This window comes from Flavobacterium sp. FlaQc-47 (genome assembly GCF_044006475.1).
Taxonomy (GTDB): domain Bacteria; phylum Bacteroidota; class Bacteroidia; order Flavobacteriales; family Flavobacteriaceae; genus Flavobacterium.
The window spans coordinates 475,538-495,495 of the sequence record NZ_JBIPCQ010000004.1; the positions used below are offsets into that span (position 1 = coordinate 475,538).

Genomic DNA, 19,958 nt, shown 5'->3' on the forward strand with positions numbered 1-19,958 from the left:
TTCTCACCATATAAGTTATATAAGTTCATTTTAGCATAAGGCAAATTACGTAAAGCCTTAAATTTACTTATATTACCTATATGTTAAAAATTAATTTAGCATAAAGTGATTGCGCGAAGGCTTAAATTTACTTATATAACTTATATGGTGAAAATTCCATTTTTTACATAAAAATCAAATTTGTGTAACATTAGTCACCCTATTTAATAAAAAAGTAGGTTACCTTTGTATTCCCATATTTTTAGAATATTTATCATGAAAATAGAACAAATTTACACCGGATGCCTTGCGCAAGGTGCTTACTATATAACTTCAAATGGCGAAGCTGCGATTATTGATCCGCTTAGAGAAATTCAGCCTTATTTAGATCGTTTAGAACGCGATAATGTAAAATTGAAATACATTTTCGAAACGCATTTCCACGCTGATTTTGTTTCAGGACATATTGATTTAAGCAAAGAAACTCAGGCGCCAATTGTTTACGGTCCTAATGCAGCTTGCGAATTTGATTGTATTTCTGCCAAAGACGGACAAGAATTTAAGGTTGGGAAAATTACCATTAAAGCCTTGCATACTCCTGGTCACACTATGGAAAGCACAACGTATTTACTGATTGACGAAAACGGAAAAGATCACGCGATTTTCTCCGGAGATACTTTATTTATTGGTGATGTTGGTCGTCCTGATTTGGCACAAAAAGCAGCCGGAATGACTCAGGATCAATTAGCCGGAATTTTATTTCATTCCTTAAGAGATAAAATAATGACTCTTGCAGATGATGTTATTGTTTATCCCGCGCACGGAGCCGGAAGTGCCTGCGGAAAAAACATGAGCAAAGAAACCGTTTCAACAATTGGGAATCAAAAAGCAAATAATTATGCTTTGCGCGCCAATATGACTGAAGCCGAATTTATCACGGAAGTTACAGACGGTTTATTGCCTCCTCCAGCCTATTTCAGCATGAATGTTGCCATGAACAAAGGTGGTTATGAAAGTTTTGAAAGTGTTTTACATAACGGAATGAAAGCGATTGATGTAAAAGATTTTGAGGCTGTTGCCGAAGAAACCGGAGCATTGATTTTAGATACCAGAAAAAGCGCTGATTTTTACAAAGGATATATTCCGCAATCGATCAATATAGGAATTAACGGTGATTTTGCGCCGTGGGTTGGAACTTTGGTTGCCGATGTAAAACAACCTATTATATTAATAACCGAAGCTGGTCTCGAAGAAGAAACCGTAACGCGTTTAAGCCGTGTAGGTTTCGATTCGATTATCGGGCATCTTGACGGAGGTTTTGAAGCCTGGGAAAAAGCGGGTTTTGAAACTGATACCGTAAATAGAATTTCGGCAGATCAATTTGCAAGTCAATTTAAAATTGAAGAAGATAAAGTAATCGACATTCGTAAAGAAACCGAATACAGTGCTGAACATATCGATGATGCATACAATAAACCTTTGGCTTTTATAAATGACTGGGTAAAAGACATTGACCCAAACGAGCATTTTTATTTGCATTGTGCCGGAGGATATCGCAGTATGATCGCAGCTTCTATATTACAAGCTCGCGGTTTCAGAAATTTTACCGAAATTGACGGTGGTTTTGGAGCAATTGCAAAAACAAATATCCCAAAATCAGATTTCGTTTGCCAGAGCAAGGTGCTGAAAGCATAAAAGTTGAATATAAATTTTTCACCATATAAGTTATTTAAGTTCATTTAATTACGGTGCGTTTTAATTCTAAAGTGGCTAAAATTATATGATCTCATATAAGTTCAGCGCGATTAAACTCCAACTTATAATAACTTATATGACTTTATAAGGTAAAAAAAAATATACAGATTATATGAGCTTAACAAGTTCAGCGCGATTTAAACGGCAGCTTATAATTGCTTATATCACTTATATGGTAAAAAAAAAATCTAATTTAAAAAAAAATGAACCTACTAGAAATTTTGAGAGAACCTTGGCCTTGGTACGTTTCAGGTCCGTTGATTGGATTGACCGTTCCTATTTTATTGATTATAGGGAATAAATCTTTTGGGATAAGTTCTTCGCTTCGTCATATTTGCGCGGCTTGTATTCCGGCGAATATTTCGTTTTTTAAATACGACTGGAAAAAAGAAAGCTGGAATTTATTCTTCGTTTTCGGAATTTTCCTTGGCGGAATAATCGCAACTTACTTTTTATCTAATCCAAATCCGGTTGAAATTACTGCCAAACTTTCAGAACAATTGAACTCTTACGGAATCACGGATCGTTCCGGTTTATTGCCGAAAGAACTTTTTTCTTGGGAAAGTCTTTTCACAATTCGCGGATTTATTATGATTGTGGTTGGAGGATTTTTGGTAGGTTTTGGAACTCGTTATGCCGGCGGATGTACAAGCGGACACGCCATTATGGGAATTTCAAATTTACAATGGCCTTCATTAGTAGCGACAATTTGTTTTATGATTGGCGGTTTTATTATGGCGAATTTGATTCTTCCTTATATTCTTGCTCTTTAAGATATTCCTTCACTTTAAAATTTTAAAAATGAATAATTTAGAAAATAAAAATACAGATACAGAAGGAATCAACGGAAGCCAATTGAAAGATTCAGGATTCTCAAACTTAAAATATATGTTGGTTGGAATTCTTTTCGGAATTGTATTTGTAAAAGCCGAAATCATTAGTTGGTTTCGTATTCAGGAAATGTTTCAGTTGCAATCCTTCTTTATGTATGGCGTAATTGGAAGCGCAGTTATTGTTGGAATTATCTCAGTTCAAATCATCAAAAGATTCAATATTAAAACCCTTCAGGGAGAAAAAATAGAAATTCAGCCTAAGACTTTCAGCAAAGGACAAATCTACGGCGGATTATTATTTGGCTTTGGCTGGGCGATTACCGGAGCTTGTCCCGGACCTTTGTTTGCTCAAATTGGTACCGGAGTTACTGTAATTGTGGTTACTTTACTAAGTGCTATTTTAGGAACCTGGTTTTACGGTTTGATTAAAGATAAATTACCTCATTAAAATTTGATCTACGCTTAATACTTAAAAAATGAACAAAACAACAGAACAGCTAATTTTAAGGAAAGCAGATCTTTCTGAAGTCCCTTTAATCTGGACTATCCTGCAAGATGCAATCGAACAAAGACGACAAGACGGAAGCACGCAATGGCAAGACGGATATCCTAATGAACTTACAATCCAGAACGATATACAAAATGGTTACGCATATGTACTCACAGAGAATGACTTGATTTTATGTTACGCTGCCATCATATTCGACAAAGAACCTGCTTACGAAGACATACAAGGCAAATGGCTCACCAATGGTGATTATGCTGTTGTACATCGTGTAGCGGTATCAAAATTAGCTAAAGGAAAAGGTATTGCCACAAAACTTTTTGAAAATATAGAGGATTTATGCCTCACACAGAATATCTACAGCATTAAAGTAGATACGAATTTTGACAATGTTCCAATGCTTAAAATTTTGGACCGATTAAGTTATACCTATTGTGGTGAGGTTTTTTTTAGAGGTGCGGCTAGAAAAGCATTCGAAAAAAAGTTGATTTAAAATTTAATTATTTGGGCGTGCCACCATTTAATAAAAGGCCTAATGCAGTTTGCGCTCATTAGGCCTTTTATTAAATACTGTCGGGCTATCCGCACTGCTTCGGCAGTTTCCTCCTATCCCTCACGCAAACCAACATACCAGAAACCGGGCAGGTTTTTAAAACCTGTCCAGTTTACTTACAATTTGTGCCGTTAGGCACTACAAATCGGTAGTTAATAGGAATAGAAGTAATCCAGCGTGCCGTAAGTATCCAACAGTTATAATTTTGTTGCGTACCTACGGCACGCCAACGTATTGCTAATCTATATTAACTACCAATTTGTAGTGCCTAACGGCACATTTCAACTCTTGGTTCAAATTAATCATAATTATCAAAAAAACTTAACTTAATGACATTTGCTCCTATCTCTCACGCAAACCATTATACGAGAAACCGTACAGGTTTTAAAAACCGGTACGGTTTACTTAGAATTTGTGCCGTTAGGCACTAAATATCGGTAGTTAATAGGAATAGAATTAAATCCAGCGTGCCGTAGGTACGCAACAGTTATAATTTTGTTGCGTACCTACGGCACGCCAACGTATCTCTAATCTATATTAACTACCAATATTTAGTGCGCAAAGGCACATTTCAACTATTGGTTGACATTAATCATAATTATCAAAAAAGCTTAACTTAATGACATTTGCTCCTATGTCTCACGCGAAACTATTATACGAGAAACCGGACAGGTTTTTAAAACCTGTCCGGTTTACTTATAATTTGTGCCGTTAGGCACTAAATATCGGTAGTTAATAAAAATAGAAGTAAATCCAGCGTGCCGTAGGTACGCAACAGTTATAATTTTGTTGCGTACCTACGGCACGCCAAAGTATCTCTAATCTATATTAACTACCAATGTTTAGTGCCTGGCGGCACATTTCAACTATTGGTTCTCATTAATTATAATTATCAAAAAAGCTTAACTTAATGAAATTTGATTCTATATCTCACGCGAAACCATTATACGAGAAACGCGACAGATTTTTAAAACTGTCGCGTTTCTCGTATGTATAAATATTAAAATTTATTTCGAAGCAATTACCACCTCTACTCCTATTTCTTCTAGTTTCGTTTTGGTTTCGATATCCATTCCGTCATCAGTAATCAATACATCTATTTTATCTAAATTACAGATTTTACCAAAACCCCTGACATTCATTTTCGTAGAATCTACCAGAATAATAACCTTTTCTGCTACCGAAATCATGGCTTGATTAAGATGCGCTTCTAAAGCATTTGAAGTACTCAAACCAAAATCAAGATGAAGTCCATCTGCTCCCAGAAACAATTTATTACAAGAAAACTGACTCAAAATCGCTTCAGAAATTGGACCAACAGCTGAGTTTGAACTTTTACGAATATCTCCGCCAAGTTGTATCGTATCTACATTTGCTTCTTTACTTAACTCTAAAGACACTTTTAAAGAAGGTGTGATTACGGTTAGTTTTTGAAATCCTGAAATAATCTGAGCTAAATATTGAATATTAGATCCTGATCCTAAAATGATATAATCTGAATTATGGATATATTTTAAAGCTTCTTTTGCTATTTGTTTTTTTTGCTCAACCTGCAAACCTTCCTTATCATTTACATCTCTTTCAAAAGCATAAATGGGCTGTTTACTTGCGCCCCCATGTGTTCGGTGCAATAAATTTTCGTTTTCTAAAAAATTCAGATCCTTTCGTATTGTTACAGTTGAAACATTTAAAATCTCGCATAAATCAGCCACGTTTACATGCCCGTTTTTATCCAGTTCTTTCAATATTTCTTCTTGTCTTTTATTTATCATCACCATAATAACCCATCCTATTTAGATTTTGGAAAGTATAAATATACGACAAAAAAATAATCAAAAAAAAAACCTTATTCTATTACTTTAGTTTCATTTAGTTTCGTTAATTTTGCTTTTACGAAAACAAAAACAATAAAAAGAAACAAAAGAAACACGATATGAAACGTTCAGAACAGTTATCGAAATTAAAAAGCACTGAAAAGTGGGATGTAATTGTAATAGGTGGCGGAGCAAGCGGACTTGGAACTGCTCTTGATGCTGCAAGCAGAGGTTACAAAACAATCTTAGTTGAAGCGATAGATTTTGCAAAAGGAACCTCAAGCAGAAGTACCAAATTAGTTCATGGCGGTGTACGCTATTTAGAACAGGGCGATGTGCATTTAGTGAGAGAAGCATTAAAAGAAAGAGGCTTAATGGCAAAAAATGCGGGACATTTAGTTAAAAATCAATCTTTTGTAATTCCTAATTACAATTGGTGGGGCGGTTCGTTTTATACCATTGGATTAAAAATCTATGATCTTTTATCAGGGCGATTAAGTTTAGGAAGCTCAAAATATATTTCAAAGAAAAAAACAATCGAAATGCTTCCTGCCGTAGAGCAAAAAGGTTTGGTGAGCGGTGTTATTTATCATGACGGACAATTTGACGATTCGCGTTTGGCTATCAATATTGCTCAGACAGCAGTAGAAAAAGGAGCTTGTTTATTAAATTATGCAAAAGTAATCAACTTATTGAAAGACGATAACAACCAGATTGTTGGTGTTCAGGCAATAGACCACGAAACAGGCGACAAATATGATATAAAAGGATCTGCGATAATAAATGCAACAGGAGTTTTTACAAATGCCATAATGAAACTAAACGATACTGTTTATAAAAAATATATTGTTCCAAGTCAGGGAATTCACCTTGTATTTGATAAGTCCTTTTTACCCGGCGACCATGCTTTAATGGTTCCCAAAACAAGTGATGGGAGAGTTTTATTTGCCGTGCCATGGCATAATCGTATTGTAGTAGGAACTACAGATACATTGATTAAAAAACATAGTCTGGAACCTATTGCTTTAGAAAGTGAAATTGCATTTGTACTGGAAACTGCGCAACGCTTTTTAGCCAAAAAGCCCACCAGAGCAGATGTTTTATCTGTTTATGCAGGTTTGCGCCCTTTAGCCGCTCCGGAAGACGAAGGAAAAAGTACTAAAGAGGTTTCCAGAAGCCATAAAATTATTGTTTCAGAAACCGGATTAATTACCATTACAGGAGGAAAATGGACAACGTACAGAAAAATTTCTGAAGACATTATAGACAAAGCGATAAGCACAGGCAAATTACCTAAAAAAGCGTGTAATACAGAACATCTTGCTATTCACGGAAATCAGGCCACTACAACTTTAGACAGAGAAAATCACTTGTACATTTATGGGACAGATATTCCTGAAATAATCAAATTGAAAGAAAACGAACCTGAATTAAAAGAAAAACTGCATCCTGATCACGAGTTTACAATGGCAGAAGTTGTTTGGGCTATTCGATATGAAATGGCAAGAACAGTAGATGATATTTTAGCAAGACGCGTTCGTTTATTATTCTTAGATGCAAGAGCAGCAATTCAGTCTTCTGAAAAAGTAGCAAGAATACTTGCGAAAGAACTTGGACATGATGAGGCTTGGATTCACAAGGAAATTGACCATTTCAAAGAAATTTCGAAAGGATTTCTCTTATCAGAATTTAGATAAAACTTTATTAACACTTTATAATACAACCATGCAAAACAAATTAATTCTGGCGCTGGATCAAGGAACAACTTCATCCAGAGCCATTGTCTTTAATCATGAAGGTGAGATTGTAAGCGTCTCCCAAAAACCATTTGAACAAATTTTTCCAAAACCGGGATGGGTAGAACATGACCCGAACGAAATATGGTCTTCACAAATAAGCGTTGCTGCCGAAGTAATTGCAAAAGTTGGAATCTCCGGCAAAGAAGTTGCCGCAATAGGAATCACGAATCAAAGAGAAACTACCATTGTCTGGGATCGCGAAACCAGCGAACCTGTATATAATGCTATTGTGTGGCAAGATCGCAGAACTGCAAAATATTGTGATGAATTGAAAGCACAGGGACATGCAGAGATGATTCAGAAAAAAACAGGCTTAATTCTGGATGCTTACTTTTCAGGAACAAAAGTAAAATGGATTCTGGATAATGTTCCCGGAGCACGTGAAAAAGCAGAACAGGGAAAACTTTGTTTTGGAACTGTAGATACCTGGCTGATCTGGAAATTAACCCGAAGTAAATTGTTTATGACGGACGTTTCTAACGCCAGCAGAACCTTATTATTCAATATTCATACACTGGAATGGGATAATGAATTATTAGAATTATTTGACATTCCGAGAGCTATGCTGCCGGAAGTAAAAGAAAGCAGTGCTATTTACGGAGAAACATCTACTACTCTGTTTGCAACAAAAATTCCTATTGCAGGAGTTGCGGGAGATCAGCAAGCGGCCCTTTTTGGTCAGTTATGTATCACTCCGGGAATGGTAAAAAACACCTACGGAACAGGTTGTTTTATGTTAATGAATACGGGTGACAAACCTATTCTTTCTACTCACAACCTGCTAACTACTATTGCCTGGAAAATCAACGGAAAAACAACTTATGCTTTAGAAGGCAGTGTTTTTGTTGGAGGTGCCGCTGTACAATGGTTACGCGACGGAGCAAAAATGATCAGCTCATCAGAAGAAATCGAGACTCTGGCCGCTAAAGTTCCTGATAATGGAGGCGTTTATTTTGTACCTGCATTGACAGGTTTAGGAGCTCCGCATTGGGATCAATATGCAAGAGGTGCAATAGTAGGAATAACAAGAGGAACAACAAATGCCCATATTGCCAGAGCGACTTTAGAAGGAATTGCTTATCAGGTAAATGACCTTGTTAAGGCAATGGAGGCAGATTTTGGAGATAAAGGAAAAGAACTACGAGTTGATGGCGGTGCGGCAAACAACAACTTGTTAATGCAATTTCAATCAGATATTTTTGGGACCACTGTTACACGTCCTAAAACACTCGAGACAACAGCTTTAGGAGCTGCCTATTTAGCCGGACTTGCGGTTGGGTATTGGAAAAACATAGATGAATTAAAAAAACAATGGTCTATAGACAGGGTGTTTTCACCTCAAATGCCAAAAGAAGATGTAAATCTACTGGTAAAAAACTGGGATAAAGCTGTTGGACGCGCATCAAACTGGATTGAAGAATAGAAATTTAAAAACATAAAGATATGACTCCTTTTATAGCAGAAATTTTAGGCACAATGGTGATGATTTTATTGGGGAATGGTGTTGTTGCTAACGTCAATCTTAAAGGCACAAATGGCAACAATTCAGGTTGGATTGTGATCGCAACAGCTTGGGCATTTGCCGTTTTTGTAGGCGTAACGATTGCAGGCCCCATTAGTGGAGCACATTTAAACCCAATTGTTACACTGGGTTTAGCGCTTATTGGCAAATTTAGCTGGAGCTTAGTTCCTACCTATATACTTGGTGAAATGATTGGAGCAATGTTAGGCGCATTTTTAGTATGGCTATCGCACAAAGACCATTTTGCCATAACAGAAGATGAAGGAGCAAAACTTGCGTGTTTTTCTACAGGTCCCGCAATTAAAAATAACGTTTCAAATATTATAAGTGAAGCAATTGCATCATTTGTATTGATATTCTCTGTCTTTTATATTGCAGGTCCAAGTCTCTCGATAGCGTCAGACACAAACGCTGCAATTGGTTTAGGAACCGTAGGCGCACTTCCTGTCGCAATAGTGGTTTGGGCAATAGGTTTATCATTAGGAGGTACAACCGGATATGCCATAAATCCAGCAAGAGATCTAGGTCCCAGAATCATGCACTCGATCTTACCTATAAAAGGAAGCAGCAATTGGGGATATGCCTGGATACCTATTGTAGGACCAATAATTGGTGCTGGCTTAGCAGCTGCCTTATACCTAACTCTTAACTAATCACGGTTATCTAAAACAAAAATTTTTATGAAAAATTTACTTCTTTCCTCTATGATTGCTATCATAGGGTTAACCGGATATGCCCAACAAACAGCCTCACAAAATATTCCCGACAAAGAACCTAGTCGTTTAAATTTTAATGTTACCCTTGCAACCAGCCATCTCTGGAGAGGATTAATCATTAATCCAAGCATGACTGTTATGGGAGATATTCATTATACTTTCGATAAAAAACAAAACTTTTCAGTGGGCGTCTGGGGAGGTAACGGATTTGATGGTAAATATACTGAGGTCGATTATTATGTTCAATACAAACATAAAGGACTCACCATTGGTTTGTGGGATTTATTTAACACTACAAATGTGGAGCGTCCTGAAGTTTTTAATTACGATAAAAACACGACAACACATCTTATTGATTTGAGAACTTCCTACCGTTTTTCTCAGGAATTCCCTTTGCGAATTGAAGCTGACATTATTCTTTATGGAAATGATAAAGAGTTAAAATCTGATTCTGATTATAAAAGCAGATATTCAACTTACTTTGAATTAGGATATCCATTGATAAAAAATGAAGAAATAACATTGGATGCTTATGTGGGAGCAGGATTTTCGCTTGATGGAAGATCAAATCTATATCTTACAGATCCTAATAGTAATTTTGGCATCGTAAATACAGGACTTAAAGCTTCTAAAAACATTTCGATATTACAATATAAACTTCCTGTTTTTGCAGGTATCATGTGGAATCCAGCTGAAAAATATACTCGTATACAAGTTGGTGTTTCATTATTCTAAACTTATAAAAATTATTCTGTACCAAACCCGACAGGTTTTAAAACCTGTCGGGTTTCTTGCATTCTGGGCTCGCGTGAGGGATAGAAACTAACTGCCGAAGCAGTGTGGATAGCCCGACAGCATCCATGCAAAAGGGCGAATATGCGTAGAGTAGCTTTGCCCTTTTGCATGGATGGTGGCACGCCCAACTATTAAATTTGAGTATTTATTTTAAAGTTCAAATTCAAAAGATGTAAAACCTTAATAAGATGCACTCACTTTAAACAATCGTTAAATATCAAAATATCAATGTATTATGTTAATAAATTTATAGTATTTTTATACTAATTTTTGAAGCGTTATCTCACTAAAATCATGCATTATTTCAATTAACAAAAAATTAACATGACATTTGTATATACAACTATTAATTGACATACATTTGTATATACAAATTATACACTTACGACTATGACAATTGAAGAGGTTATAAAAAGTACAGTTAAGATGGATAATGCGAAAAAAGTTATTCTGAATATCATGTACACGCAAAATGTGATTCAGGATCATTTCAACGAGTTGATAAAACCGTATGATTTATCTGGAGAACAATATAATGTGTTACGAATATTAAGAGGACAAAAAGGAAATCCTGCTAATATGTGTGTAATACAGGAACGTATGCTGGCAAAAACAAGTAATACTACCCGATTAGTAGACAAATTATTGCTTAAGGATTTTGTTACCCGAAATGTATGCCCCGGCAATAGACGGAAAATCGAAGTATCGATCACCCAAAAAGGTTTAGATGTTTTAAAAGAATTAGACCCGAAGGTCGATGAACACGAGAGAGCATTTGCTGAGAATATAAGTCAGGAAGAATTAGAATTATTAAACCAATTATTAGAAAAATACAGAACCCAACAAAATTAATTTTATGAGTACATTATTAGAAAATTTAAACTGGAGATATGCCACAAAGAAATTTGATGGAACAAAAAAAATATCTTCAGAAGATTTAAATACTTTGAAAGAAGCCGTTAGATTGGCTGCTTCGTCTTACGGATTACAACCTTATAAAGTTGTAATTGTAGAAAATCCTGAAATTAGAGAGCAATTAAAAGCTGCTGCTTACGGACAAACTCAAATTACAGATGCTTCTCAACTTTTTATTTTTGCAAATGACTTAAATGCAGGACCGGAATCTGTAGCTGCTTACATTAAAAACATTAGCGAAACAAGAGGTGTTCCTACTGAAGCTTTAGGAGGATTTGCAGACATGATGAATGGTGTAATTTCAAACCTATCTCAAGATGCAAAAAATATCTGGACAGCTAAACAAACTTATATTGCATTAGGAACTTTATTAGCTGCCGCTGCCGAATTAAAAATCGATGCAACTCCAATGGAGGGTTTTAATCCTGCTGCTTTCAATGAAATCTTAGGTTTTGACAAACTAGGTTTAAATGCTTCGGTTATTGCAACCGTTGGTTACAGACATGATGAGGACGAATCTCAACATCACAAAAAAGTTAGAAAATCTCACGAAGAATTATTTATCACTATATAATTATTATTAATCCAAAATCAATTTTCACAACATGAAAAATTTTAAAACAATTGCAATAGCATTATTCGTAGCAGTAGCTAGTATTTCAGTAAATGCTCAAACTAAAAAAATCGACGTAGCGTCAAGTACTATCAAATGGGTAGGTAAAAAAGTAACTGGAGAACACTCTGGAACTGTAAACTTTAAAGATGGATCTATTATTTTTAAAGGAAAAAAATTAACTGGCGGAAGCTTTGTAGTTGATATGACTTCATTAACATCTACAGATTTAACTGGAGAATACCAAGGAAAATTAAACGGTCACTTAAAAGCTGATGACTTTTTTGGAACTGAAAAATTCCCAACTGCAAAATTAGTTTTCAAAAAAATTGGAACTACTAAAACTGCTAATGTTTATGCTGTAACTGCTGATTTAACTATCAAAGGAATCACTAAACCTGTAACTTTTGATCTTACTGTAAACCCAAACAGTGCTACAACAGCTTTTAAAGTTGACAGAACTAAATATGATATTAAATACAACTCTGGTAACTTCTTTGAAAACTTAGGAGACAAAACTATCAATGATGATTTCGAATTAGCTGTAGCTTTAAAATTCTAATATTTTAAAACATATTAATTCTTATAAGACAAACCCCAATAGTTGAGTAACTATTGGGGTTTCTTTATATATTTTATTTCCAAAAAGATAACATCCTTAATATTCACCTAACACTTTCGTAATATCATACAATGGTTTGATTAACATTCGGCTTCTAATTTTGGGATTATTAAAAAATCAAAAACTAGAAATCAAAATTATAGTTATGAAAACACAAATACATATTACAGTTATTGCACTTTTAGGTACTTTATTACTACAGGCTCAACCACCAAAAGGAATTATTGGCAACAATAACTGGATGAATAACTGGACTAATTTTAAACCTGCAAATACAGAATATAATGAAGCTACAAATATCATTGCAGGAACTATCGATAAAGACACTAAATTAACTAAACGCAATACATACCAGCTAGTTGGTGTAGTATACGTGACTAATAATGCCGTTTTAACCATTGAACCCGGAACAGTTATTCGCGGAGATGATAAATCCTGCGGAACTCTTGTTATAACGAATGGTTCAAAAATTATGGCAGAAGGATTAGAAACTGATCCAATTGTTTTTACTTCAAATAAAGAAATTTCAGAAAGAAAACCCGGCGATTGGGGCGGAATTATCATTTTAGGAAAAGCTCCAATAAACACCATTGGCGGCATTCATACACTACCATTTGATTTAGAACCATTGCTAAATCACTATGGAGGTCAGGATGCAGAAGATAATTCGGGAATTTTAAAATTTGTCAGAATTGAATATTCCGGAAGAAAATTAAGTGCTGCAAAGGAACTTAACGGACTTTCATTAGCCGGTGTTGGCAGAAAAACGATTTTAAACAGCATTCAGATTAGTTTTTCAAACGATGATTCTTTCGAGTGTTACGGAGGAGATTTAAATATGACTAATCTTGTTTCATACAGAACAACCGATGATGATTTTGATTTTACTCAGGGAGCGCAAATCAATATTAATAATAGCATTGCGATACGTCACCCGTTTTCATCTGATATTTCGGGTTCAAGATGTTTTGAAGTCGATTCATATGACAAAATTGGAAATACAGATATGAGCAAAAAACTGACTAAAATAAACGCGAACAATATTACTCTGGTAAATTTAGAAGAAAACAATCAGGGACTTGTGAGAGAATCTGTTTATGTACGGGAAAACACTTTATTTAATTTAACAAACAGTATTATTTCAGGCTTTACTCCTTTTGCATTATTAGAGGGAAATATTGGAAATGGAGAAGTTAACTTAGCCAAAATTACATTCAAAAACTTAATCGTTAATAATTGTAATGGCGGAATTACAAGCGAAGCCGGCGGAGCTAATCCTACAATTGAAAAATTTTACAGCAATCCTAATTTTGAAATTAATTTTACAAAAATAAAAAACAGTGAATTGTTCACAATGCCTAATATCAAAGGAAACCCTGACTTTAGGATGAACCAAAACAATACAATTGCGATTGGGAATTAAATAATCAAACCGATTGATTTTTTCAAAATTTAACAAATTTCAGTATTTAGGTAAGTTTTTTTTTAACTTTTATGTATTGTAATCCAAATTACATTTATATATTTGTGATATCAAAATAAGATATGAAAACAATAACAAACAATACTTGGTGGTGGAAGAAATTACGTCAAACGTCGTGAACTAAGCTTCCTATGGTATTATCAAACTATAAATATAAAAGGCTTGTCATCACGACAAGCCTTTTTTTTTGGTCAAAACTCAAGTGAAATCTATTAAAAATAAAAACAACATACTTTGAAACCATTTATACTCAACACACATTACAAACAAATTCTGGCAGATACAATTACGCCGGTAAGTATTTATTTTAAAATCAGAGATAAATTCCCAAACAGTTTATTATTGGAAAGCAGTGATTATCACGGAAATGACAATAGCTTCTCCTACATTTGCTGTAACCCGATTGCAACGATTAAAATCGAAAACGAAATTATCTCTAAAACATTTCCTGACGGAACAACGGAGCAAATCACAATCGATGCTTCAACTAATATTCCGGAAGTAATTCAGGAATTTTCAAGTCAGTTTAAATCAGAGAAAAACGATTTTAAATTTATCAACAACGGACTTTTTGGATATATTTCTTATGATGCTGTTCGCTATTTTGAGAAAGTTTCAATCGCTAAAAAAGACAATGCAACTTCAATTCCGGATGTATTTTATGCAGTTTACCAAAACATCATTGCTATTAATCACTTTAAAAACGAAGCTTATATTTTTTGCCATAGTTTAGATGGAAGAAATAATATTTCGGAAATCGAGCAATTACTACAATCCAGAAATATTGCCTCATATAAATTTACCAAAGAAGGTGAAGGTTTCTCTAATTTAACCGATGAAGAATTCAAACACAATGTGGCTTTAGCCAAAAAACATTGTTTCCGTGGAGATGTTTTTCAATTGGTCCTGTCGCGTCGTTTTACACAAGGCTTTAAAGGTGACGAGTTTAATGTTTATCGCGCTTTACGCAGCATCAATCCATCTCCCTATTTATTCTTTTTTGATTATGGAGATTTCAAAATATTTGGGTCTTCGCCAGAGGCACAAATTATCGTAAAAAACAGAAAAGCAGAAATTCACCCAATCGCAGGAACGTTTAAAAGAACCGGAAATGACGAACGAGACGCGGTTTTAGCAAAACAACTTTCTGAAGATAAAAAAGAAAACAGCGAACACGTTATGTTAGTTGATTTAGCCCGAAATGATTTAAGCAGAAACGGACATGATGTAAATGTAGAAAAATACAGAGAAGTTCAGTTTTTCTCTCACGTAATTCACTTAGTTTCTAAAGTTACCGGACACTTACATGAAAAAGCGACCACTATGCAAGTTGTTGCAGATACTTTTCCGGCAGGAACTTTAAGCGGCGCACCAAAACACAGAGCGATGCAATTGATTGAAGATTACGAAAAAACAAATCGTAATTTTTACGGAGGCGCAATTGGTTTCATGGATTTTGAAGGTAATTTTAATCACGCTATTATGATTCGAACTTTCCTGAGCAAAAATCATCAGTTGCATTGTCAGGCGGGAGCCGGAATTGTTGCCAGCTCTGATGAAGAAAGCGAAATGCAGGAAGTGTATAATAAATTAAGAGCATTGAATACAGCGCTGGAAATGGCAGAGAAAATATAGATATTGTTTCAAGTTTTATTTGTTTCAGGTTTCAAGTTGGTTGGAGCGTGAACTAAGAAAACTTGAAACCTGAAACTTGAAACAAATTAACTAATCAAAAAACCTATGAAAAATTTTATCCCTGTTGTTATTGCAATTTTATTTTTCGCGTCATGCGAAAAGAAAGATTCAGAGATTCTTCCGTTAGTGGGAACCTGGCGCTTGATAGCAGCAGAAACCACTGAGAATGATTCTACATTTTCAACTTTCAATCCAAAAACAAAAATGATTAAAATTATAAATGACACTCATTTTGCTTTTTTTAATCATGACCTCAATCATGGCAAAGATAGTTTAGCCGTGTTTTTTGGAGGAGCAGGGAAATATACTTTAAAAGATAGTGTTTATACAGAACATTTAGAGTTTTTCAATAACAGACAATGGGAGAATAATAAGTTTGAATTTGTGGTAAAAATCAAAAATGATACTCTGATACAAAGAGGATTCGAAAAAATAGAAAAATTAGGCGTCGACCGAATTATTATTGAAAAATACATTCGGGAAAAATAAAAAAACAATCAGTTTTCAGTCGCAGTTTTCAGTCACAGAACTTGAAACCTGAAACAAAGAAAACCTGAAACAAAATTAAGAAATGAAAAAAATATTAGTTATAGACAATTACGATAGTTTCACTTATAATTTAGTGCACTATTTAGAAGATTTAAACTGCGAAGTTACCGTTTACAGAAACGATGAATTTGATATTGACGAAATCGCATCTTTCGATAAAATATTACTTTCGCCAGGTCCCGGAATTCCGGATGAAGCTGGTTTATTAAAAGCGGTAATTGCAAAATATGCGCCAACAAAAAGCATTTTAGGCGTTTGTTTAGGTCAGCAAGCCATTGGAGAAGTTTTTGGCGGTACACTTTCGAATCTTGACAAAGTATATCACGGAGTTGCTACAAATGTAAAAACCGTAGTTTCAGATGAGATTTTGTTTGAAGGTTTAGGTAATGAATTCGAAGTGGGACGATACCATTCGTGGGTTGTGGATGCCAATTTACCAGATGTTCTTGAAGCAACTTCAATCGACGAAAATGGACAAATTATGTCACTAAGACACAAAACATTTGATGTAAGAGGCGTTCAGTTTCATCCTGAAAGTGTTTTAACACCAAACGGGAAAAGGATCTTGGAAAACTGGATTAAGAGTTAGTATTTAGTTTACAGTCTCAGTATTCAGTCTCAGTATTCAGTCTCAGTATTCAGTCTCAGTATTCAGTCTCAGTATTCAGTCTCAGTATTCAGTCTCAGTCTCAGTTACATTTTACAGAAAGACTTTAGAAACTTAGCCTCTCAGAACCTTAGCAACTTTAAAAAAATGATCACAATTTCAGAAACAAGAGAAATCAATATTGAAGATATATTGGTTTTATACAAAGCAAACGAATGGAGTTCAGCAAATAAGCCAAATGAATTATATAATGCTTTATTAAATTCAGAAAGTTTGATTACAGCTTGGGAAGGAAAAAAGTTAATTGGATTAGGAAATGCAATTTCTGATGGATTTCTAACCGTTTATTATCCGCATTTATTGGTTCTTCCAGAGTATCAGGGAAAAGGAATTGGAAAATTGATTATGGACAAAATGCAGGAGAAATACAGTCACTTTCACATGCAAATGCTTACTGCAGACGGACGATCAGTTGATTTCTATAAAAAAAACGGATTTGAACGCGCCGGAAAAACAGAACCGATGTGGATTTATCAGGGAAATGAACATTAACGGTTTTCAGTCTCAGTCACAGTTTAAAAACTCAGAAACTTAGTATCTCAGCAATTTAGCACCTTAAAAAGAATGAAAAATATATTAAATAAATTAATCAACCACGAAGTTCTTACTAAAGAAGAAGCAAAAAACGTATTGATTAATATTTCGAGCGGTCAATATAATCCAAGTCAAATTTCGGCATTTTTGACTGTTTTTATGATGCGAAGTATTACAATTGATGAGCTTTCTGGATTTCGTGAAGCTTTGTTAGAATTGTGCGTTCGCGTTGACTTATCAGCTTATAACACAATCGATTTATGCGGAACTGGCGGTGACGGAAAAGATACTTTTAACATCTCGACTTTGGCCTCTTTTATATCCGCCGGAGCCGGAATTAAAGTTGCCAAGCACGGAAATTACGGTGTTTCATCGATTTCAGGATCGAGCAACGTAATGGAAAAAATGGGAATCAAATTCAGCAATGACGCAGACTTTTTAGAAAACTGTATTGACAAAGCGGGAATTTGCGTTTTACACGCTCCCCTATTTCACCCGGCAATGAAAAATGTTGGCCCAATTCGTAAAGAATTAGCGGTGAAAACGTTCTTTAATATGTTGGGACCAATGGTAAATCCATCGTTTCCACAGAATCAATTAGTGGGTGTTTTCAATTTAGAATTAGCCCGAATGTATGCGTATTTATATCAAAATACCGATATCAATTTCACCATTTTACATTCGCTTGACGGCTATGACGAAATCTCTTTAACTGGTCCAACCAAAACGATTACATCAAACATGGAAGGTATGTTGAATCCTTCAGATTTTGGAGTTCGCCTGTTATCACAACGCGAAATCGAAGGTGGAAAAACCATCGAAGAATCGGCTGATATGTTTATCAATATCCTATCTGGAAAAGGAACTGAAGCTCAAAACAATGTAGTTTTAGCAAATGCTGCAATGGCCATTGCAACGGTTACAAAATGTTCTCCGCTGGAAGGTTTTGAATTAGCAAAAGAAAGTCTTTTCTCAGGAAAAGGATTAAAAGCATTTACAACATTACAAGAATTAAGTAAGTAAAAAAATAGTTTCAAGTTTATTTTGTTTCAGGTTTCAAGTTAGCGGAACGTTCCAACAACCTGAAACCTGAAACCTGAAACTTTAAAACAAAATAAAACATGAATATTTTAGATAAAATAATATTTGATAAACAACGGGAAGTCGTTCTTAAAAAGTCGATCATTCCGGTTTCGCAATTAGAAAGTTCTGTGTTTTTTGAGAGAGAAACCATTTCTTTAAGTCAAAAATTAAAAACAAGTTCAACTGGAATTATTGCCGAACACAAACGTCGTTCTCCTTCAAAATCAGTAATTAATCATAATTTTACGGTTGAAGAAGTGGTAAAAGGATATGAAAATGCAGGCGCTTGCGGAATTTCAGTTTTAACGGATGGCAAATATTTTGGTGGATCATTAGACGATTTACTTTTGGCAAGAGCGAGCGTAAATATTCCGCTTTTGCGAAAAGAATTTATTGTTGATGAATATCAAATTCTGGAAGCAAAAGCTTTTGGAGCTGATTTGATTTTATTGATTGCAGCAGTTTTAACTCGTGAAGAAATCAAATCATTATCACAATTTGCTAAGAAATTAGACTTAGAAGTTTTACTTGAAGTTCACAATCAGGAAGAATTAGAAAAATCGATTATGCCAACTTTAGATATGATTGGCGTGAATAACCGAAACCTAAAAACTTTTGAAGTAAGCCTTGATTTCAGTAAACAATTAGCATCGCAAATTCCGGATGATTTTGTAAAAGTATCTGAAAGTGGTATTTCATCCATCGAAGCCATTTCTGAACTTAAACCTTACGGCTACAAAGGATTTTTAATTGGAGAAAACTTCATGAAAACGGATAATGCCGGAAAAGCCGCAAAAGATTTTATTAAATCGCTATAGGCAGTAAGCTTTAAGCCTATTCTCAATACTAATTAGCCTAAAGCGTACAGCTTAAAGCTTAAAGCATTAAAAAAATGAAACTCAAAATATGCGGCATGAAATATCCCGAAAACATAATCGAAGTAGGCGCACTTCTACCCGATTATATGGGATTTATTTTCTATGAAAAATCCGCTCGATATTTTAACGGAACGATTCCCGAGCTTATCAAAACAATCAAAAAGGTGGGCGTTTTTGTAAATGAATCAGTTGAAAATATTATCGGAAAAATCAATAAACATAATTTACAAGCTGTCCAGTTACATGGAGAAGAATCTGTAGTATTCTGTGAGGAATTAAAAAATAAGATTGATAATAAAATCGAAATCATAAAAGTATTTTCAGTTGGAGATGATTTTAATTTTGACCTTTTAAAACCTTTTGAAGATGTTTGCGATTATTTTTTATTCGATACAAAAGGAAAATTACCCGGAGGAAACGGAACAACTTTCGACTGGAAAATATTGAAAAATTACACATCTGACAAACCATTTTTCCTAAGTGGCGGAATTGGACTTGAAGAAATAGCAGCGATTAAAAATCTCAAATTACCCGTTTATGCCATTGATGTAAACAGTAGATTTGAAATCGAACCTGGATTAAAAAACAAAAATTTATTAACCAATTTCAAACGAAAGCTTGAGATTGTCAACCTTTAAAATTTCGACA

Annotated in this window: 20 protein-coding genes; 19 read left to right on the forward strand and 1 reads right to left on the reverse strand. The window is 34.7% G+C overall.

The window, feature by feature from the left end:
- Positions 1-255: 255 nt before the first annotated feature.
- The 4 genes from ACHRVX_RS15285 to ACHRVX_RS15300 all read left to right on the forward strand — a co-directional run bounded on the left by ACHRVX_RS15285 (position 256) and on the right by ACHRVX_RS15300 (position 3,565).
- Positions 256-1,674 (forward strand): rhodanese-like domain-containing protein, encoded by a 1,419-nt coding sequence (locus ACHRVX_RS15285; protein WP_395333696.1) that lies wholly within the window; start codon positions 256-258, stop codon positions 1,672-1,674.
- Positions 1,675-1,937: 263 nt separating this feature from the next.
- The gene (locus ACHRVX_RS15290) at positions 1,938-2,507 is read left to right on the forward strand and encodes a YeeE/YedE family protein (protein WP_395333698.1); all 570 of its coding nucleotides are present in this window, start codon (positions 1,938-1,940) and stop codon (positions 2,505-2,507) included.
- Between the two features lie 28 nt (positions 2,508-2,535).
- Positions 2,536-3,015 (forward strand): DUF6691 family protein, encoded by a 480-nt coding sequence (locus tag ACHRVX_RS15295; RefSeq protein ID WP_395333700.1) that lies wholly within the window; start codon positions 2,536-2,538, stop codon positions 3,013-3,015.
- Positions 3,016-3,043: 28 nt separating this feature from the next.
- The gene (locus ACHRVX_RS15300) at positions 3,044-3,565 is read left to right on the forward strand and encodes a GNAT family N-acetyltransferase (RefSeq protein ID WP_395333702.1); all 522 of its coding nucleotides are present in this window, start codon (positions 3,044-3,046) and stop codon (positions 3,563-3,565) included.
- Positions 3,566-4,632: 1,067 nt separating this feature from the next.
- On the opposite strand, the gene ACHRVX_RS15305 is transcribed toward ACHRVX_RS15300, so the two are convergent.
- A complete protein-coding gene (locus tag ACHRVX_RS15305) occupies positions 4,633-5,403 on the reverse strand; it encodes a DeoR/GlpR family DNA-binding transcription regulator (protein ID WP_395333704.1) in 771 nt (256 codons plus the stop codon).
- A gap of 155 nt (positions 5,404-5,558) precedes the next feature.
- Here ACHRVX_RS15305 and ACHRVX_RS15310 point away from each other — a divergent pair, with 155 nt between their 5' ends.
- The 15 genes from ACHRVX_RS15310 to ACHRVX_RS15380 all read left to right on the forward strand — a co-directional run bounded on the left by ACHRVX_RS15310 (position 5,559) and on the right by ACHRVX_RS15380 (position 19,948).
- Positions 5,559-7,136: an FAD-dependent oxidoreductase gene (locus tag ACHRVX_RS15310; RefSeq protein ID WP_395333706.1), complete on the forward strand. Its 1,578-nt coding sequence runs from the start codon at positions 5,559-5,561 to the stop codon at positions 7,134-7,136.
- A gap of 28 nt (positions 7,137-7,164) precedes the next feature.
- Positions 7,165-8,661: a glycerol kinase GlpK gene (gene glpK / locus ACHRVX_RS15315; protein WP_395333708.1), complete on the forward strand. Its 1,497-nt coding sequence runs from the start codon at positions 7,165-7,167 to the stop codon at positions 8,659-8,661.
- Between the two features lie 20 nt (positions 8,662-8,681).
- Positions 8,682-9,413, forward strand: coding sequence for an MIP/aquaporin family protein (locus ACHRVX_RS15320; RefSeq protein WP_395333710.1), 732 nt, complete (start codon positions 8,682-8,684; stop codon positions 9,411-9,413).
- Positions 9,414-9,440: 27 nt separating this feature from the next.
- Positions 9,441-10,211 carry a hypothetical protein gene (locus tag ACHRVX_RS15325; protein ID WP_395333712.1) on the forward strand — a complete coding sequence of 257 codons (771 nt, stop codon included), beginning with the start codon at positions 9,441-9,443 and terminating at the stop codon, positions 10,209-10,211.
- A gap of 450 nt (positions 10,212-10,661) precedes the next feature.
- Positions 10,662-11,123, forward strand: coding sequence for a MarR family winged helix-turn-helix transcriptional regulator (locus ACHRVX_RS15330; protein WP_395333714.1), 462 nt, complete (start codon positions 10,662-10,664; stop codon positions 11,121-11,123).
- A gap of 4 nt (positions 11,124-11,127) precedes the next feature.
- Complete coding sequence (locus tag ACHRVX_RS15335; RefSeq protein ID WP_395333716.1) at positions 11,128-11,760, forward strand: NAD(P)H-dependent oxidoreductase; 633 nt, start codon at positions 11,128-11,130, stop codon at positions 11,758-11,760.
- 31 nt (positions 11,761-11,791) lie between these two features.
- The gene (locus ACHRVX_RS15340; protein ID WP_395333718.1) at positions 11,792-12,361 is read left to right on the forward strand and encodes a YceI family protein; all 570 of its coding nucleotides are present in this window, start codon (positions 11,792-11,794) and stop codon (positions 12,359-12,361) included.
- 205 nt (positions 12,362-12,566) lie between these two features.
- Positions 12,567-13,844 carry a hypothetical protein gene (locus ACHRVX_RS15345; protein WP_395333720.1) on the forward strand — a complete coding sequence of 426 codons (1,278 nt, stop codon included), beginning with the start codon at positions 12,567-12,569 and terminating at the stop codon, positions 13,842-13,844.
- Positions 13,845-14,138: 294 nt separating this feature from the next.
- The gene (locus ACHRVX_RS15350) at positions 14,139-15,539 is read left to right on the forward strand and encodes an anthranilate synthase component I family protein (protein WP_395333722.1); all 1,401 of its coding nucleotides are present in this window, start codon (positions 14,139-14,141) and stop codon (positions 15,537-15,539) included.
- Positions 15,540-15,644: 105 nt separating this feature from the next.
- Positions 15,645-16,088, forward strand: coding sequence for a hypothetical protein (locus ACHRVX_RS15355; RefSeq protein ID WP_395333724.1), 444 nt, complete (start codon positions 15,645-15,647; stop codon positions 16,086-16,088).
- Positions 16,089-16,170: 82 nt separating this feature from the next.
- Positions 16,171-16,737 (forward strand): anthranilate synthase component II, encoded by a 567-nt coding sequence (locus tag ACHRVX_RS15360; protein WP_395333726.1) that lies wholly within the window; start codon positions 16,171-16,173, stop codon positions 16,735-16,737.
- Positions 16,738-16,902: 165 nt separating this feature from the next.
- Positions 16,903-17,307, forward strand: coding sequence for a GNAT family N-acetyltransferase (locus ACHRVX_RS15365; protein ID WP_395333728.1), 405 nt, complete (start codon positions 16,903-16,905; stop codon positions 17,305-17,307).
- Between the two features lie 72 nt (positions 17,308-17,379).
- Positions 17,380-18,372: an anthranilate phosphoribosyltransferase gene (trpD, locus tag ACHRVX_RS15370; protein WP_395333730.1), complete on the forward strand. Its 993-nt coding sequence runs from the start codon at positions 17,380-17,382 to the stop codon at positions 18,370-18,372.
- 98 nt (positions 18,373-18,470) lie between these two features.
- Complete coding sequence (gene trpC / locus ACHRVX_RS15375) at positions 18,471-19,250, forward strand: indole-3-glycerol phosphate synthase TrpC (protein ID WP_395333732.1); 780 nt, start codon at positions 18,471-18,473, stop codon at positions 19,248-19,250.
- Between the two features lie 74 nt (positions 19,251-19,324).
- Positions 19,325-19,948 (forward strand): phosphoribosylanthranilate isomerase, encoded by a 624-nt coding sequence (locus ACHRVX_RS15380; protein WP_395333734.1) that lies wholly within the window; start codon positions 19,325-19,327, stop codon positions 19,946-19,948.
- The last annotated feature ends 10 nt before the right edge of the window (positions 19,949-19,958 follow it).

Coding starts and splice junctions, on each gene's coding strand:
- ACHRVX_RS15365 (WP_395333728.1), top strand. CDS start 16,903: ATGATCACAATTTCAGAAACAAGAGAAATCAATATTGAAGATATATTG.
- ACHRVX_RS15310 (WP_395333706.1), top strand. CDS start 5,559: ATGAAACGTTCAGAACAGTTATCGAAATTAAAAAGCACTGAAAAGTGG.
- ACHRVX_RS15380 (WP_395333734.1), top strand. CDS start 19,325: ATGAAACTCAAAATATGCGGCATGAAATATCCCGAAAACATAATCGAA.
- ACHRVX_RS15345 (WP_395333720.1), top strand. CDS start 12,567: ATGAAAACACAAATACATATTACAGTTATTGCACTTTTAGGTACTTTA.
- ACHRVX_RS15290 (WP_395333698.1), top strand. CDS start 1,938: ATGAACCTACTAGAAATTTTGAGAGAACCTTGGCCTTGGTACGTTTCA.
- ACHRVX_RS15320 (WP_395333710.1), top strand. CDS start 8,682: ATGACTCCTTTTATAGCAGAAATTTTAGGCACAATGGTGATGATTTTA.
- ACHRVX_RS15330 (WP_395333714.1), top strand. CDS start 10,662: ATGACAATTGAAGAGGTTATAAAAAGTACAGTTAAGATGGATAATGCG.
- ACHRVX_RS15285 (WP_395333696.1), top strand. CDS start 256: ATGAAAATAGAACAAATTTACACCGGATGCCTTGCGCAAGGTGCTTAC.
- ACHRVX_RS15340 (WP_395333718.1), top strand. CDS start 11,792: ATGAAAAATTTTAAAACAATTGCAATAGCATTATTCGTAGCAGTAGCT.
- ACHRVX_RS15360 (WP_395333726.1), top strand. CDS start 16,171: ATGAAAAAAATATTAGTTATAGACAATTACGATAGTTTCACTTATAAT.
- glpK (WP_395333708.1), top strand. CDS start 7,165: ATGCAAAACAAATTAATTCTGGCGCTGGATCAAGGAACAACTTCATCC.
- ACHRVX_RS15325 (WP_395333712.1), top strand. CDS start 9,441: ATGAAAAATTTACTTCTTTCCTCTATGATTGCTATCATAGGGTTAACC.
- ACHRVX_RS15355 (WP_395333724.1), top strand. CDS start 15,645: ATGAAAAATTTTATCCCTGTTGTTATTGCAATTTTATTTTTCGCGTCA.
- ACHRVX_RS15300 (WP_395333702.1), top strand. CDS start 3,044: ATGAACAAAACAACAGAACAGCTAATTTTAAGGAAAGCAGATCTTTCT.
- ACHRVX_RS15305 (WP_395333704.1), bottom strand. CDS start 5,403: ATGGTGATGATAAATAAAAGACAAGAAGAAATATTGAAAGAACTGGAT.
- ACHRVX_RS15295 (WP_395333700.1), top strand. CDS start 2,536: ATGAATAATTTAGAAAATAAAAATACAGATACAGAAGGAATCAACGGA.
- trpD (WP_395333730.1), top strand. CDS start 17,380: ATGAAAAATATATTAAATAAATTAATCAACCACGAAGTTCTTACTAAA.
- ACHRVX_RS15335 (WP_395333716.1), top strand. CDS start 11,128: ATGAGTACATTATTAGAAAATTTAAACTGGAGATATGCCACAAAGAAA.
- trpC (WP_395333732.1), top strand. CDS start 18,471: ATGAATATTTTAGATAAAATAATATTTGATAAACAACGGGAAGTCGTT.